Origin of the sequence: Vibrio eleionomae (assembly GCF_009874545.1) — a bacterium.
GTDB classification, from domain to species: Bacteria; Pseudomonadota; Gammaproteobacteria; order Enterobacterales; family Vibrionaceae; genus Vibrio; species Vibrio nitrifigilis.
In genome coordinates, this window is sequence record NZ_WEKT01000020.1 from 1 (window position 1) to 13,823 (window position 13,823).

Annotated in this window: 14 protein-coding genes and 2 pseudogenes; 6 read left to right on the top strand and 10 right to left on the bottom strand. The window is 39.8% G+C overall.

Annotation, left to right across the window (positions count from 1 at the left end; genetic code table 11):
- Positions 1 to 107 precede the first annotated feature (107 nt).
- The 3 genes from F9817_RS12020 (at position 108) to F9817_RS12030 (ending at position 3,570) form a co-directional block, all read left to right on the top strand.
- Complete coding sequence (locus F9817_RS12020) at positions 108 to 1,787, top strand: hypothetical protein (RefSeq protein WP_161155823.1); 1,680 nt, start codon at positions 108 to 110, stop codon at positions 1,785 to 1,787.
- A gap of 289 nt (positions 1,788 to 2,076) precedes the next feature.
- Positions 2,077 to 2,331 carry a helix-turn-helix domain-containing protein gene (locus F9817_RS12025; protein WP_161155825.1) on the top strand — a complete coding sequence of 85 codons (255 nt, stop codon included), beginning with the start codon at positions 2,077 to 2,079 and terminating at the stop codon, positions 2,329 to 2,331.
- Positions 2,332 to 2,334: 3 nt separating this feature from the next.
- Positions 2,335 to 3,570: a type II toxin-antitoxin system HipA family toxin gene (locus F9817_RS12030; RefSeq protein ID WP_161155827.1), complete on the top strand. Its 1,236-nt coding sequence runs from the start codon at positions 2,335 to 2,337 to the stop codon at positions 3,568 to 3,570.
- Positions 3,571 to 3,583: 13 nt separating this feature from the next.
- Here the strand turns inward: F9817_RS12030 and F9817_RS12035 are convergent, their stop codons facing one another.
- Both F9817_RS12035 and F9817_RS12040 read right to left on the bottom strand, forming a co-directional pair.
- Entirely contained in the window at positions 3,584 to 4,330 is a 747-nt protein-coding gene (locus F9817_RS12035) for an aminoacyl-tRNA hydrolase (protein ID WP_161155829.1), read from the bottom strand.
- A gap of 520 nt (positions 4,331 to 4,850) precedes the next feature.
- Complete coding sequence (locus tag F9817_RS12040) at positions 4,851 to 5,126, bottom strand: helix-turn-helix domain-containing protein (protein WP_345789730.1); 276 nt, start codon at positions 5,124 to 5,126, stop codon at positions 4,851 to 4,853.
- A gap of 225 nt (positions 5,127 to 5,351) precedes the next feature.
- Here F9817_RS12040 and F9817_RS12045 point away from each other — a divergent pair, with 225 nt between their 5' ends.
- Positions 5,352 to 5,780, top strand: a complete 429-nt coding sequence (locus tag F9817_RS12045) for a hypothetical protein (RefSeq protein ID WP_161155831.1) — start codon at positions 5,352 to 5,354, stop codon at positions 5,778 to 5,780.
- Between the two features lie 76 nt (positions 5,781 to 5,856).
- Here the strand turns inward: F9817_RS12045 and F9817_RS12050 are convergent, their stop codons facing one another.
- The 5 genes from F9817_RS12050 to F9817_RS12070 all read right to left on the bottom strand — a co-directional run bounded on the left by F9817_RS12050 (position 5,857) and on the right by F9817_RS12070 (position 7,929).
- Positions 5,857 to 6,267, bottom strand: a complete 411-nt coding sequence (locus F9817_RS12050) for a PaaI family thioesterase (protein ID WP_161155833.1) — start codon at positions 6,265 to 6,267, stop codon at positions 5,857 to 5,859.
- A complete protein-coding gene (locus tag F9817_RS12055; RefSeq protein ID WP_161155835.1) occupies positions 6,251 to 6,736 on the bottom strand; it encodes a NifB/NifX family molybdenum-iron cluster-binding protein in 486 nt (161 codons plus the stop codon). Before F9817_RS12055 ends, F9817_RS12050 begins: the two co-directional genes overlap by 17 nt.
- Positions 6,737 to 6,876: 140 nt before the next feature.
- On the bottom strand, positions 6,877 to 7,146 hold the full coding sequence (locus F9817_RS12060) for a DUF134 domain-containing protein (protein WP_161155837.1): 270 nt from the start codon (positions 7,144 to 7,146) through the stop codon (positions 6,877 to 6,879).
- 77 nt (positions 7,147 to 7,223) lie between these two features.
- Positions 7,224 to 7,535 (bottom strand): stress response translation initiation inhibitor YciH, encoded by a 312-nt coding sequence (gene yciH, locus F9817_RS12065; protein WP_161155839.1) that lies wholly within the window; start codon positions 7,533 to 7,535, stop codon positions 7,224 to 7,226.
- Positions 7,536 to 7,542: 7 nt separating this feature from the next.
- Positions 7,543 to 7,929 (bottom strand): DUF3319 domain-containing protein, encoded by a 387-nt coding sequence (locus F9817_RS12070; RefSeq protein WP_161155841.1) that lies wholly within the window; start codon positions 7,927 to 7,929, stop codon positions 7,543 to 7,545.
- Between the two features lie 104 nt (positions 7,930 to 8,033).
- On the opposite strand from F9817_RS12070, the gene F9817_RS12075 reads away from it, so the two are divergent.
- Positions 8,034 to 8,993, top strand: coding sequence for a tyrosine-type recombinase/integrase (locus tag F9817_RS12075; protein WP_161155843.1), 960 nt, complete (start codon positions 8,034 to 8,036; stop codon positions 8,991 to 8,993).
- On the opposite strand, the gene F9817_RS12080 is transcribed toward F9817_RS12075, so the two are convergent.
- The 3 genes and pseudogenes from F9817_RS12080 to F9817_RS24520 form a co-directional block, all read right to left on the bottom strand.
- A complete protein-coding gene (locus tag F9817_RS12080) occupies positions 8,977 to 9,981 on the bottom strand; it encodes a D-alanine--D-alanine ligase (RefSeq protein WP_161155845.1) in 1,005 nt (334 codons plus the stop codon). The two genes, F9817_RS12075 and F9817_RS12080, sit on opposite strands and share 17 nt — an antisense overlap.
- A gap of 219 nt (positions 9,982 to 10,200) precedes the next feature.
- A pseudogene (locus F9817_RS24515) lies at positions 10,201 to 10,530 on the bottom strand (SPOR domain-containing protein); the annotation flags it as partial.
- A gap of 56 nt (positions 10,531 to 10,586) precedes the next feature.
- Positions 10,587 to 10,764, bottom strand: a pseudogene (locus tag F9817_RS24520) (SPOR domain-containing protein); the annotation flags it as partial.
- A 317-nt stretch (positions 10,765 to 11,081) separates the two neighbouring features.
- On the opposite strand from F9817_RS24520, the gene F9817_RS12090 reads away from it, so the two are divergent.
- Positions 11,082 to 13,772, top strand: a complete 2,691-nt coding sequence (locus F9817_RS12090; protein WP_161155848.1) for a bifunctional acetate--CoA ligase family protein/GNAT family N-acetyltransferase — start codon at positions 11,082 to 11,084, stop codon at positions 13,770 to 13,772.
- Positions 13,773 to 13,823 lie beyond the last annotated feature (51 nt).

The window sequence follows — 13,823 nt, forward strand, 5'->3', positions numbered from 1 at the left end:
GTGTAATATAGTCTTAAATTTGATAAATGATTGACAAAACGTGCCATTAATATAGTATCCATTCAAACTTATATTAGTAAAAACCTAATTTTTTAAGATTTTAGTTTATGGCATATAAAGAGTTAAAGATTAGTCATTTAAAAACGTTAATTGTCGATCGCTCTGACTTTTCCTTAACTAATATACGCAGTATTCTACATAAAATAAGTATTACTGATGTAAAAATAGAAAAAAAAATTGACGCAGCAGAAACTCTAATAAAGAAAAGCATTGAAGATCATTATCTCTACGATTTAATAATTGTAGACTACGATATCTCTAAATTTCTCACGCCTAAGAAAGTTGAAAAGTTTCTACAAATCATAAGTCCCCGCAGTTGCTTGGTTCTAACCAGTGCCGATCACAGTAAAGAAAACATCATCCGTATGCTTGAAAATGAGCCAGATGATATTCTTTTGAAACCCTATCGTATAGATATCTTGAAGAATCGTTTACGCAATAATGCCCGCAACGTTATCGTTACCGGGGACTTGCGTAAAGCTCTAGAGCAGCGCAATAGTAAAGAAATTCTTGAAGCGATTCATGAGATAGAGCGACACAACGAGTACGGTATCTCATCGACTTGGTTGAATAAGTTAAAAATTAAAGCCACTTATGATGATCAGCTCTATGAAAAGACAATTACGGCAGCGGAACACTTCCTTAGTTACAGCGAAGCTGAATGGGCCCGTAATTATCTGTGCCGTTCATTGGTGAAAGAATCCTTTTATGATAAAGCCATTCAAGAAGCGAAAATTGGTCGACGTAAATACCCGATGTCGACCAATTTTTGTGTCGTGATGGGACAGGCATTCCTAATGAAAGGGGATATTAAACAGGCTGAGATTCAATTTCGTAAAGCAGCCGCGATTAATCCAGACTGTATTGATGCTTCTTTAGGTTTAGTTGAAAGTATCGGGCAACACGATAACGTTGACAAGTTAGTTAAACGTTATGAAAAGCTGTTCAATCAAGTGGAAGGGACTATCTACGATAACGTGGATTACTATATTGATTATGCGAATGCTTTAAAAGAGTTATCTGATGTTAGTGTTATTGGTGAACAGATGACTCATCTGATGCTTGCAGACGAAATTTTAAAAAAAGGCAAAGCCAATTTTCCTAACGAATCAATTGTTGATATCAATATTAAGTTACAAGAGGTCGCACGTGACATCATTGAATGTAGAACTAACAACGCGTTAAATATGCTCAATGACATTGTTGATAGTCATCAAGAAGACATTATTTCTTCAGTGAGCACAACGGCGAACGTCGCATTTATGTATGATGTGCTGTGTGAGAAGGATAGATTAGATAAGTTTCTGACTGAATTAGAGTTATCTGAATTGCAACTCTTTAACGGAGTAAGTAATGCTACGAGAATCAAACAATTAACGTTACAACGTTACGCTTCAAGGCGGAAAGGAACTGGTCTTAGCGGTAAGGATTACGCGGCACTAAAAGAGGAAATTAATAACTTTCTTCATCAAAACGATTATGATATGGCTGCTGTTAAGCTTAAAGAGTTATTAGATTATGGTAAGTACGTTCCAAGTTTAATTTTATTCTATTTAAAGTTACGTGTAGTTGGCTGTATTCACAAAAGTTTTAACCGCCGCTCAGTTGCGGCTTATAACGATGCACTTAATTTTGCTCGGAATAATTTAAGACATGAACGTGATTTACACCAATTAGACATGATAGTAAAAAGTTACAAGAGCGATCGTGTTAAAGCAAGCGCTTGAATCATTTACAATGTCACGGTGTCACAAATCAGCCTGTATGCAAATTAATTTATATACATCTACTGGCGCTTAACCTATGGAAGAACTACGATTAAACGGTTAGTTAATTATCTGCATACTTAATATCCCATTCGGATAAACTCCTTTACCCGCATTTATTGCGGGTTTCTTTTATGTGATTATTCACAATACTTCGATTGTTTAACGGCTCGCCAAAAAGTTTACTATATAGTAAACTTTGGTATTAATTATTTAATTTTTGCTATTTAGTAAAATAATGGAGGCAGGTATGAGCCGTTTATCCATAGGTGAAACGCTTAAAGAAGAACGTAAGTCTAAAGCTATGACCCAGAAGCAGGTTGCAATAGAGACCGGTATACATAACACCACAATTTCTCAAATCGAGTCTGGTCGTTTTACTGGTTCACTTGATATCTTAGAACGTTATGTTTGTTACCTTGGTTTTGAACTTAATATCACTCCAATGAAAAGAACACTCCCAGATTTCGATAACCTTAGCACGTTATTTTCTGATGAGGACTGATTGATGTACGAAGACTTCCCGAAACAGATAAAGAAGTTAAAGGTCTCTGCTCAAGGACAACAACTTGGTATCTTAACTCATGAATCAAACCATTTTTATCAACCAACCCAAGATACATTGCATGTCTCTTTAACGATGACTGGAAAAGGGTATGACGGTTATAGCAATGGTGCTTTACATCCTATTTTTTCTCAAAACTTACCTGAAGGTGTTAACCGACGCTACATAGCACAAAAACTAGCAAGGTACGCAAAAGTTGATGATATGTATTTATTATCATTACAAGGTGATAGTGGCATTGGTCAACTCTGTTTCGATGGTGGATATCAATTGCCTAGTGTGGAACCGATGGAATTAGCCGATATCATTAATTATGATGGTTCAACGCCACTGTTTCCACAGTTGATCGAGCGGTATTACCTGAGAAATACATTATCAGGTATGCAACCGAAGGTGAGTATCAGTACGGGGAGAACGGTACAGCAGGCTGATCTCATTGTTAAGGCATGCGATGAAGAATTTCCTTTGCTTACTGTCAATGAATTTGTCTGTATGGAAGCGGCGCGCTTTTGTGGTCTAAACCCACCTAAAACCTATCTATCCGAAAATTTGGAAACCTTCGTCATTGAGAGATTTGATACCCCTGATCCTAATGTGTTTTCTGGATGCCAATTAGGGTATGAAGATTTCACGGTGCTTTTGGGCAAAAGTAACTCTCCTGATGCGAAATACACGGGTAGTTATGAAACGTTACTCAAAGCGACGGCCATTTATACGGGCACTAATTACACGGAAATTGAAAAGATGTATCGCTACGTTGTCTTCAATTGCCTAATTGGTAATGGTGATGCTCATCTAAAAAACTTCGCTTTGCAATATACACCGGATATGCAGAATATTTTTGTGTCACCTCCTTTTGATATCACCCATACGCCAGTTTATCCAACGCTCAATATTACTGGTGTTCAGATGGCATTGAAGATGGCTAAGAGTAAAGAATTCCCAGACCGGAAGACCTTACTCAACCTGGCAGAATCGAAAGAGTTTAAATTAAGAGACGCGAAAGAAATCATTGAATCAACGGCAGAAGGGATTTTGCAATCGATTGAAGGTAGTAGCGAAGTCAGTTTGATTCCAGGTTTAAGGGAGTCCATCATTAAGTCGGTCGATATTGGTGCTTCTTTGGCGTACAACAACAAAGGATACCGTCATGCGCCAAAAAGAAAGTATCCACGCTAGATAACGTAAGAACTTAACTAAGTAAGTTGAACGTTTTGTACTTCGTGTATTTATGAATGACCTTTGCGTCGATCGGTTGTGTGCAATAGCCAAGGCAGTAGTCATTAAAATAAACACGGCGATAGTGAATGTGGTCTTCATCAAGTAGTGCACTCACTTCTAATAATTTGCTCACTTTCTTGGTGCCCACTACCGTTTTACCAAACGCAGATGTAATCCATTGATAAAGTGGCTCGCTGATATTCAAGTTGAGCCGGCCATCGGTAACAGGCTCTAAAATGATGGCCAGGCTTGCCTTAGCAAACAGAGACATGATTTGCTGATCGCTTAATGCCAGCGTCGCGATCAGTTTTCGGTTGACGAAAAACGTTTGTTTGTAATTAATGACGTCGTCGTTAAAAAGAAGACGTTGGGAATCGGGGAGCGCATCACCGAGAACAGTCGAGACTGCGACACATGTTTTCGTCGGGCGCTCAAAGATTGTTTTACCTGCATCTATAATTTCAATATGTTGTTCTTCTTCTGTGGGCAATTCTTGCTGAGAAACGGGGACGATCTTTGGCGCTAGTGCCAAATTTTGTTCCAATGCTACTCGAGCTGAAGGTGTCAGCGTCAATGTTATTTGATTATCTTCTTGTTGTGAGGGTTTCATCCTAGCCAACCAAGCCGCTCCAGTCGCGTGCGCAACCTGGGCGATGGCTTTTCCTAGATTCATATCAATATCATCCGCCAAATAGACAGTGAGATCCTGATTTTTCATGGTTATCCTGTTCTTTTTCAGATAGATAAAGAAATTATCTCATATTCTCTCAATAGAAAGATCTTTCTTTTACTACTGTTCTCAGTCGAGCACAACGTTAGCCATAACGATACGATATCTATATCAAGCGGCCATGATAGAGTAGGGATAACATATAAAAAACTTGGTATAGGCAATTTGTTGTAATTCTTACTGAGTAGGTACTAGACTAAATAGTGATGAAATTGCCTTTCATAAAAACTTGCATGAATATAACTTCCATTCGCCCGCACCCTGCGGGCTTTTTTTGGTGTCTATCCAATCAACAGCTCCCAATAAAATTAGATACCTAGCGTTTAAACAAACTAGTGAGGAAATTGTGGTTATAGCGTTGATTAATAAGAAAACCAGCGCGGTTAATGTTTTCTTGTATAAACTCTGCGGCTTAATCAAAATGATCTAAAATAGGTAAGTTATAATAAGTGACAGTGTAATTAAAATCTCAGCATGTTGAGTCTTAAACAAAGGACCGTTCAATAATTCATTCACACTGCAAACTGGTCGTATTGGAAACAGGTAATTTATGGATCTCTAACAATTTTTCTTGTGCTAATGTTGGAGAAAAATCCGCATAGTGCTTTCGAACAATCGCTAAGATAGTCTGTCGATAATCACTGGAGATACGATTATTACTTGGCTTACCGCGAGCACCATGCACCAAACTGGCCGCACCGGACTCTCGTAGCCGGTTCATTAAACGTTGTACTTGGCGCTCACTCAAGTTGAGGATATCTGCCGCATCCTTAAATAAGTTCACATAAGAATGAGGCTAGCTGCAGAACCTAAAAAGTGACATTACAACTTTGCCCTTACACAAACAGTGCGTATTATATGTGTTATGTTAAATTCACCCTCAGTGTAAGTTAGTACACCAACTCTTCCTTTCATTATTTTATTCAACATAAGTCATTTACCATAAAGTATATAATATTCCTATTTGTCATCTTCGATTAAAAATAGGAATATTATTGTTGGCTATGTAATGCCATTGCGTTTTGTATCTGTGTTAAACTTGGCCATTCAATATCTCGAGCATCTTACTACTGCAGGCCTTAATGATTTGGTGGAATTAGATAAAATCCGTTGTTTAATGGCAACATCACTCATGATCGAAGCTATTACTCACAACAGAGATCATCGTTGGTTTGAACAATTTCGAGTCGGTCGATTGGACGAACATGATTTGGAAATGATGTTTTTGGGTATGATTCAACTTAATCAATTACCGAATACATTACCGCTTAGTAAAAAGCAACCAGAACAAACTAAACGCTTTAATGCTCGGGTCAACTCTGTCAATTACTTGGTTGCGGTTAAGATTATTCGAATGTGGCACAACATGAAATTTGGCTCTATTCATTATCGTGAGCGTATTCGCTATTACTTTACTCACGTGGAATCAATGAATTAATAAAAAGCGGCATAAGCGTAATGCCTCCCCAGCTAGAGCTAGCTTATGCCTAAACGACAATTGTCGTGTGAAATGATTACCCTGTGCGCATAAATTTTGCTTTGGCAGATACACAGCATTGGTCATTCACCAGTAAAGAAGCCGTCATATGCAGTATCCGATGGCGTTCTTTTTCAACGCTCGCTTCTATAATAACGAGATCGGAAATGTGTATTGTACTGTGATATCGCATGGTCAACTCAACAGTCATGGCCATAATGCCCGCTTGATTCAAGCAACTGACCATAGCGGTATCGAGTAATGTTGCAGCGATTCCACCATGTAAGATCCCTTTATAGCCTTGAAATTGTTCCTCGATAATATATTGAGACTTAACGGCTAATGGTGCTGTTTGAGTAAACGGCAAGTTTAACTCTAATACGTCTCTACATTCGTTAGGTTTCTCAATTGAATTTATCGCAGTATTAATATTAACGACCGCAGCCATGGCAACACTCTCTATTTTTACGACGTAATCCCTTAATGATTCCCATCATGTTACGAGTTGTTTGTTGCTCTTTTGTGGCACTCATTGTTTTACAACCACGAGTTCTCGCGTTCATTTCTTTTTTAGGTCTACCTACTTTTCCTTGCGAAACGTTAGTAAGTTCAGTACTGGCAGCTACATCTGGCCCAATATTCGAAAAATCACGGCAATGTCTAGGAAGAGAAAATACTTTAATTCCATGATTGAATAACCTTTTTAATGAATGTTGACCTATACCTTTTATGTAAACACACTTTACCTCGTGAGAAATAAGCCACTGGACAAATGCTCGTTTTTGACCGCATTTCTGATCAATATTTTCATATTGTGAAATGAATTGTCCCGACTCAGTTAATAACACATAGCTATGTGCTTTTGAGAAGTGATTAGAAACACAATCGTTATTTGTTTGTGGAATGACAATATTCATATCTTACCTCACACACTATTATTTGCATATGCTACTTATACGCCTTATTTATAGCATATGCAAACAATCAGCTTATAAAAAAACGGTAAGTTACCCTACCGTTCTTTATCTGTATTCGATGTTAAAGAAAAGTGACATCGTCACATTTTTAGAGCTTTACTATTTACAATACAATCTATCACTTTCTTTCGTGCAGACTTAACAAGATTAGCTAATGTTTGCCTTGAAACACCCATTTCAATAGCGGCTACTTGTTGCTGCATACCTTCTAAATCGACTAACCGTAATGCTTCGAACTCGTCTAGTTCGAGTTGTATTTCTTCAAGTTCAGATACAGGAATGCCATTAGGTTTAAAACAAGAGTTTGTGGGTCTACCACATATGTTACGAGGAAGCTTTGGTCGTGCCATGCTTATTTGCCGTGTTTGTAGAGTAAAAAAGGAAGCATTGACGGCTTCCTTTCAAATTGGAACATATCAAATATAAATTAACCGCCGGCTAATTTTACTGTATGTCCCTTCTTTTCAAGATGAGCTTTAATTTTATCACGCATATCACCTTGAATTTCAATGTTCCCTTCTTTTACGGAGCCACCACAACCACAAACTTTCTTTAACTCCGCAGCGAGAAGTTTTAGAGGCGCATCATCAAGATCGAGACCTTTGATGATAGAGACCCCTTTTCCTTTACGACCTTTGGTCTCTTTATGAATGCGAACAATACCATCACCTTTAGGTCGAGATTTTTTTTCAGGTTCAGGTTGAATGCGACCAACTTCAGTTGAATAAACTAAACTCATAACTATACTACTTCTTCATTTGATTCTGTCTCGCTTCCGCTTTTTGCTTGGCAACGAGATAAGCTTCAATGTGTTTTTGAATCGCTAACTTTGATCCTTTAATAAGGCGACCATTAAAAAAACAATACCATTCATTGGGCTGACCAGTATCGTTTTTTAAAGTGTAGCCGTTAAAAATCTCTTGAGCACCACTAGAAGCATCTTCCCGTTTATGCGATAGAGATTCAAATTCTTTCGGATCGATAAGTTTGGCAGTGTCACACCACCAGTCGATACTTTTCTTCACGGCAGCAAGACTGCCAGTTAACACGTGTTGCTTTATTTTAGCTTGCCAAATATCAGTCGAGTTCGGGGCCGACTGAAGATGAAAGCCTCGGTAACTTGACACAGCCATAGGCGATCTACGCTCTTTTAGATTGATTACCTTAAATAATAATTGTATATCTTATCTTAGCAAGTATATTAATGTCTAAATTCTCATGGTTATAGTGCTCTAAAATGAAAAAATTTTCATTATCGGTCACAGATTCAGAAATTTTGAAACGTAACTGTCTAAAACTTAAGCATCCGATCACCGTGGATGATTTTAAATTCATCACCAATAACCACTATGCTCACAGTACGTGTTTGGCAATGACAAAAGACTGGAATCTATTCATTGAATTTTGCCAATTAAAACATGTTGCGGTAATGCCCGCTTCTACGACGGTTGTGCGTTTATTTCTAGAACATGTCGCTCGTCAACGTAAATATGCAACTGTTCGCCGCTATTCTATTACCATTAGCGTCATGCATCAATTGTGTGGTCAAAATGATCCTACAAACCATAATCAAGTGCGTAAGGTATTGATGCAACTACGTTTAGATAAACATGGTGATGAAAAACAGGCCACAACCTTCACTGTTGTACATTTGAACGAATTAACAAAGCAAATGGCTCATTCTGATGTCATCAAAGATATTCGTGATTTAGCTATTTATTACGTAATGTTTGAATGTGCATTAAAACGAGGTGAGTTAAAACGGATGACTGCGGATCTTATCACCGACCACGATACTCATCTATCTGTGTTGCTTGGCGACGCTCAATACCAACTATCGACAAATGGCTCAAATGCATTGCGAAATTGGTTATCTGTGTTGGATGATGATTCCGGATTCATTTTTCGCGCGATTAATCGCCACGGAACAATTTCTGATAAAGCTCTCGATGACTCTTCCATCTATCGGATTTTTCGTAATGCTGGTGAACGATTAGGGGAACCGCAGCTAAAATTCTCAGGACAATCGACGCGCATTGGTGCGGTAAAAGAGTTAGCTAAACAGGGATATAAAGCCAAGGAGATTCAGAAGTTTGGGCGTTGGTTGAGCCCTGCTATGCCTTATCAATACTTAGGTGACAAAAACACAGCAGAGCAAGAGAAAATCAAGTTCCTAAAAATTAAGCCTTGGGAGTGAGTGAACTTTTTACACAATAAGCTAAGAACTCAGCAAACTTGTGGCCATTATGTTCTAACATTTTCGGGAACATGGAAATCGGCGTCATACCTGGAAAGGTATTAATCTCATTGAGATAAACTTCACCGTTTTCCGTTAAAAAGAAATCTATGCGTGATAAGTGACGAAGCTGCATATGTTGGTATGCTTTAGTCGCAGCATCATGAATAGCATCAAGTTGCGATTGGGTTAACCCTTCAGCTTCGACCACTGTATGAGAATGGCTATGATCACTGTATTTTTCTTCATACGTGTAGAAGCCGTCTTGTGGCGCAATCACCTCTCCGGGAGAAGTGATGAATACGCTTCCATCCATTTCATAAGCGGCTACTTCTAGCTCACGAGGCTTAATGGCTTTTTCGACTAAAACTTGTGAAGAAAACTTAAATGCTTCACGAATACTTGATGCAAGATTCTCAGATTCAGTGACTTTATAGCACCCTACTGACGATCCCTGACAAGCTGCTTTAACAAACACAGCTCCCCATTGAGCGAATGCTTGTTGAGCCTTGGTTAATGATTCTGAACTCTGGTCTGTTAAGAACACGTATGGGGTGTTAGGTATTCCGAGTGCGTCATACCAGAGTTTTGAGGTAATTTTGTTGAAGCTATTGGTGCTAGCTTCAGGTCCGCAACCTAAATAAGGGATTCCAGTGAGTTCTAACATCGATTGGATATCGCCTGTTTCACCTGGATAACCATGTATACAGGGAACAACAAAATCGATTTTGTAAGATTGTTCACTGCCATTAAGAATAGCAGTATTGGTATCTAGTGATACCAAAGTCGTTGAATTTAAGAACCAACCGTCTTTTTTCATTTCAACTCGAACAACATCAAACTCAGCAGTTTGAGATAATTGCTGTTCAATAAAATTTGCCGATATGAGCGAAACTTCATGCTCAGATGAACATCCGCCACACAAAAGTAGAATTGTTGTTTTTGCCATTAAATATGTTCCGTGACTGACCTTAATCAGGTTTGTGACTATGATAGTCAATTCACTGATAACTTACAGTGTTAGACGTCCTTTCTTACCAAATTATGGCTTAAGTGCTCACATAACAGACGGAAAAAGGGGCAAAGCCCCTTTTTGTTATGTGTACTAAATTCACTTATTGAAAATATGAGTTATTTAACAACTCATGGGGCAACTCTATTCAGTGATCTAGTTTAGTTTATTCATTGTTGGAAAATCTGAGTTTTTGATTGAATCAATACTCTTAACAAATGGTTTCAACCGTTTTAACTCAGCAGGTAGTGATTGAATTGCTTTTGCTGCTTCGGTGCGTGTGGCGAAATCACCATAAAGAACAGTGTACCACTTGGTGCCATTTACCACCTTGTAGTTTTCCCATACCGGCTGGCCTTGTTTAGGCAAAATATTTGCAAAGCGGTCTACTTTGTTTTGATTACCGACAGCGACAACTTGAATGGTGTAACCAAAGCGCATGTGAGACGCCTGCTGCTTAGCGGTCGGTGGCGTGATTTTCACAGTGTTAGTTGCTTTTTGAGTGGCTGGTTGCTTACGCACTTCAGTGTGAATAACACGAGGCGCTGCATTTTGTTCTGAAATACCTTGAACATTCCCATTTTGTGAGACGATGGGTTGTGAAACTGGCGAAACCTTAAACTCTTCACGATGACTCTCAGTCGTCACATCAGTTGTGTAATTTTCTGAAGCACAAGCAGCGAGTAAGGCTGATAAACCAACTATTGCAATCTTTTTCATGGAATCTTTAACGCTCTTTGTAGATAGTAAGTAAATCATGCCGATAGCGGCGCAGATAATCAAGTTTCTGTACCTAATATATGTCGATATCCTGTGATTTATGACACAAACTACACCTTAGACGTAACAGATGTGATCTTGCTGACATTTATCTTTACCCCTATACATCGTTACTTATGTAGTTCGCCTTGTGGTTTTCATTCGAGATACTTGATGTTACCACCTTCAAAAAACGAAGAGGATTCGGGCGATTTGATCATGTTCGTGTATATACTCAGACCATAGAAGTGTTTGAAAACACAAATAGGAATCAAGGTATGAACGCATTAACATCACTACTTTCGCCACAATCTGTCGCGGTGATTGGTGCCACCCCTACAGCGTACCGTGCGGGTAATGTAGTGATGAAAAACTTGCTGCAAAACGGCTTTACTGGCGCCATTATGCCAGTAACGCCTAAGTACCCTTCAGTCTGTGGCGTTTTAGCTTATCCGAGCATAGATTCGTTACCGATTATTCCTACCATTGCGATTGTCTGTACTCACGCTACGCGCAATGTGGATATTATCCGACAGTTAGCGGATAAAGGCGTTCAATATGCTGTCATTGTTGCGGCAGACATGCATGATAGGGCAGATTCAGTTCATACCATTCAAGAGCTGTGTTTATCGATTGCAAGACAGTCGGGAATGCGGATTTTAGGCCCGAATAGTCTCGGATTACTTCTGCCATGGGCGAATTTTAGTGGTGCATTCTCTCCTATTACCGCTTTACCAGGCAATGTTGCCTTCATTTCTCAGTCTGCTGCGGTGTGTACCACTGTACTTGATTGGGCTAATGAAAAGCGCATCGGATTTTCAGCATTTATCTCCTTAGGGAATGCGTGTGATATTGATTTTGCGGAGCTACTTGATTGCCTAAGTACAGAAACTCACACTGAAGCGATATTGTTGTATGTTGACACCATTAATGATGCTCGCCGCTTTATGTCCGCCGCGAGAGCCGCGTCGCGCAACCGGCGAATTTTGGTGGTGAAAAGCGGTAGAACAAAACGGGGACAGATGGCAGCCCATCGCCATAACGGCAGTGATGATACATTGGATATCATTTATGATTCTGCGATAAGGCGTAGCGGTATGCTGCGTGTTAATAACATGCATGAGTTGTTTGCTGCTGTCGAAACGTTAACTCACACCATTCCCCTGCGTGGCGAACGTTTAGCCATCGTCACTAATGGCGGCGGTCCTGCAATTATGGCAGTTGATACCCTACTAGAACGAGGAGGCAAATTGGCTGAGATAGAACCAGAATTATTGGTAAAGCTAGACTCCTTTCTTCCAACGAGTTGGTCATACGACAACCCCATCGATATCGTAGGTGATGCGGGCAGTGAACGTTATGTCGAATCATTAAAAGTCCTGTTTGATAGCCAGCAAATAGATGCGTTTCTGCTTATGTTAAGCCCTTCTGCTGTTGCAGATGCCACGGAAACTGCACAAAAACTCGTGCAATTGATAGCCACAGACGCTAGAGCCAAGCGTTTCAATATTTTGACCAATTGGTCGGGCGAGCTGTCTGTGCGAGATGCGCGCTTATGTTTTAGCGAGGCGGGGATCCCCACCTATCGTACTCCGGAAAGTGCGGTAGGTGCTTTCATGCATTTGGTCGAGTATCGGAGAAACCAAAAGCAATTAATGGAAACACCAACTTCGACAGAGTCGTTACTCTCGTCACAATTAGTCCAAGCAAAGCACTGGGTTGATCAACAATTACAGGAGCGAGATTGTGTGGAGCTAGACACTCACCAAGCTCGGCCACTTTTGGAAGCTTTTGGTTTTAATACCTTACCCAGTGGCATCGCTTCTGATGCTATTGAAGCGGCCCATATTGCGGACCAGATAGGTTATCCTGTCGCGGTCAAACTTTATTCGCCTGATATTTTACACAAATCCAATGTATCGGGAGTGATGCTTAATTTACGTCACCACAATGAAGTAGCCAGTGCCGCGCAATCGATCTTGGATAGAACTGAATTACATTATCCCGCAGCACGAATTCAAGGTTTGCAAATTCAGGCGATGGCAAAAATAGCGGACTCTGAAGAGCTACGAATTGTGATTAAGCCAGATACCACATTTGGCCCTGTCATTTTAATCGGTCAAGGCGGTTCTGAATGGGATGAGCAAAGCGATGCTGTTGCAGGTTTACCACCGCTTAATATGACGTTAGCTCGCTATATGGTTGTTCGCGCATTGCAAGAAAGAAAGATACGTCAGCAGAAATCAGTATCTAGTATTAATGTAAATGCCCTATCGGAGTTTTTGGTTCGATTGTCACAACTGGTGATTGAATGCCCGGAAATAAAAATACTGGATATACATCCAGTGTTTATTAATGGAACGAATTTAACGCTCATTGATATGGACTTAACACTCACCCGTTTTACTGGTGATGCACAAAATCGGCTTGCAATACGCCCTTATCCAACGGAGTTAATCGAAACCTGGAGTGACAAGAAAGGTGACGCCGTCACTATAAGGCCTATACTGCCAGAGGATGAACCTCAACACGCAAAGTTTATCAATTTAGTCACCAAAGAGGACTTATATAGACGCTTTTTTACCGAAGTTGGCGAATTTAACCATGAAGCTTTAGCCAATATGACTCAGATAGATTATGACCGTGAAATGGCTTTTGTTGCAGTAAAGGGAACCGATATTATTGGGGTATCCAGAGCGTTGATCACGCCTGAGAATAGTGATGCAGAATTTGCTATCTTGGTTCGCTCCGATCTAAAAGGACGTGGCCTTGGCAAGAAGCTGATGGACAAGATTATAAAATACTGTATAAATAAACAGGTTCTGAGAATTTCTGCGATTACTATGCCTAATAACCAGGGCATGCTGACTTTGGCCCGAAACTACGGGTTTAATATTGAAGTGTTCTTTGAGGACGGCATAGCAGAGATGACACTTGCCTTAGATAAACGGATACCCGAACAAAAGTAACAATGGTATGACTATGTATCTGCCATACCATTGATGAATACGAGTTATCGC

Coding starts and splice junctions, on each gene's coding strand:
- F9817_RS12020 (WP_161155823.1), top strand. CDS start 108: ATGGCATATAAAGAGTTAAAGATTAGTCATTTAAAAACGTTAATTGTC.
- F9817_RS12025 (WP_161155825.1), top strand. CDS start 2,077: ATGAGCCGTTTATCCATAGGTGAAACGCTTAAAGAAGAACGTAAGTCT.
- F9817_RS12030 (WP_161155827.1), top strand. CDS start 2,335: ATGTACGAAGACTTCCCGAAACAGATAAAGAAGTTAAAGGTCTCTGCT.
- F9817_RS12035 (WP_161155829.1), bottom strand. CDS start 4,330: ATGAAAAATCAGGATCTCACTGTCTATTTGGCGGATGATATTGATATG.
- F9817_RS12045 (WP_161155831.1), top strand. CDS start 5,352: ATGCCATTGCGTTTTGTATCTGTGTTAAACTTGGCCATTCAATATCTC.
- F9817_RS12050 (WP_161155833.1), bottom strand. CDS start 6,267: ATGGCTGCGGTCGTTAATATTAATACTGCGATAAATTCAATTGAGAAA.
- F9817_RS12055 (WP_161155835.1), bottom strand. CDS start 6,736: ATGAATATTGTCATTCCACAAACAAATAACGATTGTGTTTCTAATCAC.
- F9817_RS12060 (WP_161155837.1), bottom strand. CDS start 7,146: ATGGCACGACCAAAGCTTCCTCGTAACATATGTGGTAGACCCACAAAC.
- yciH (WP_161155839.1), bottom strand. CDS start 7,535: ATGAGTTTAGTTTATTCAACTGAAGTTGGTCGCATTCAACCTGAACCT.
- F9817_RS12070 (WP_161155841.1), bottom strand. CDS start 7,929: ATGGCTGTGTCAAGTTACCGAGGCTTTCATCTTCAGTCGGCCCCGAAC.
- F9817_RS12075 (WP_161155843.1), top strand. CDS start 8,034: ATGAAAAAATTTTCATTATCGGTCACAGATTCAGAAATTTTGAAACGT.
- F9817_RS12080 (WP_161155845.1), bottom strand. CDS start 9,981: ATGGCAAAAACAACAATTCTACTTTTGTGTGGCGGATGTTCATCTGAG.
- F9817_RS12090 (WP_161155848.1), top strand. CDS start 11,082: ATGAACGCATTAACATCACTACTTTCGCCACAATCTGTCGCGGTGATT.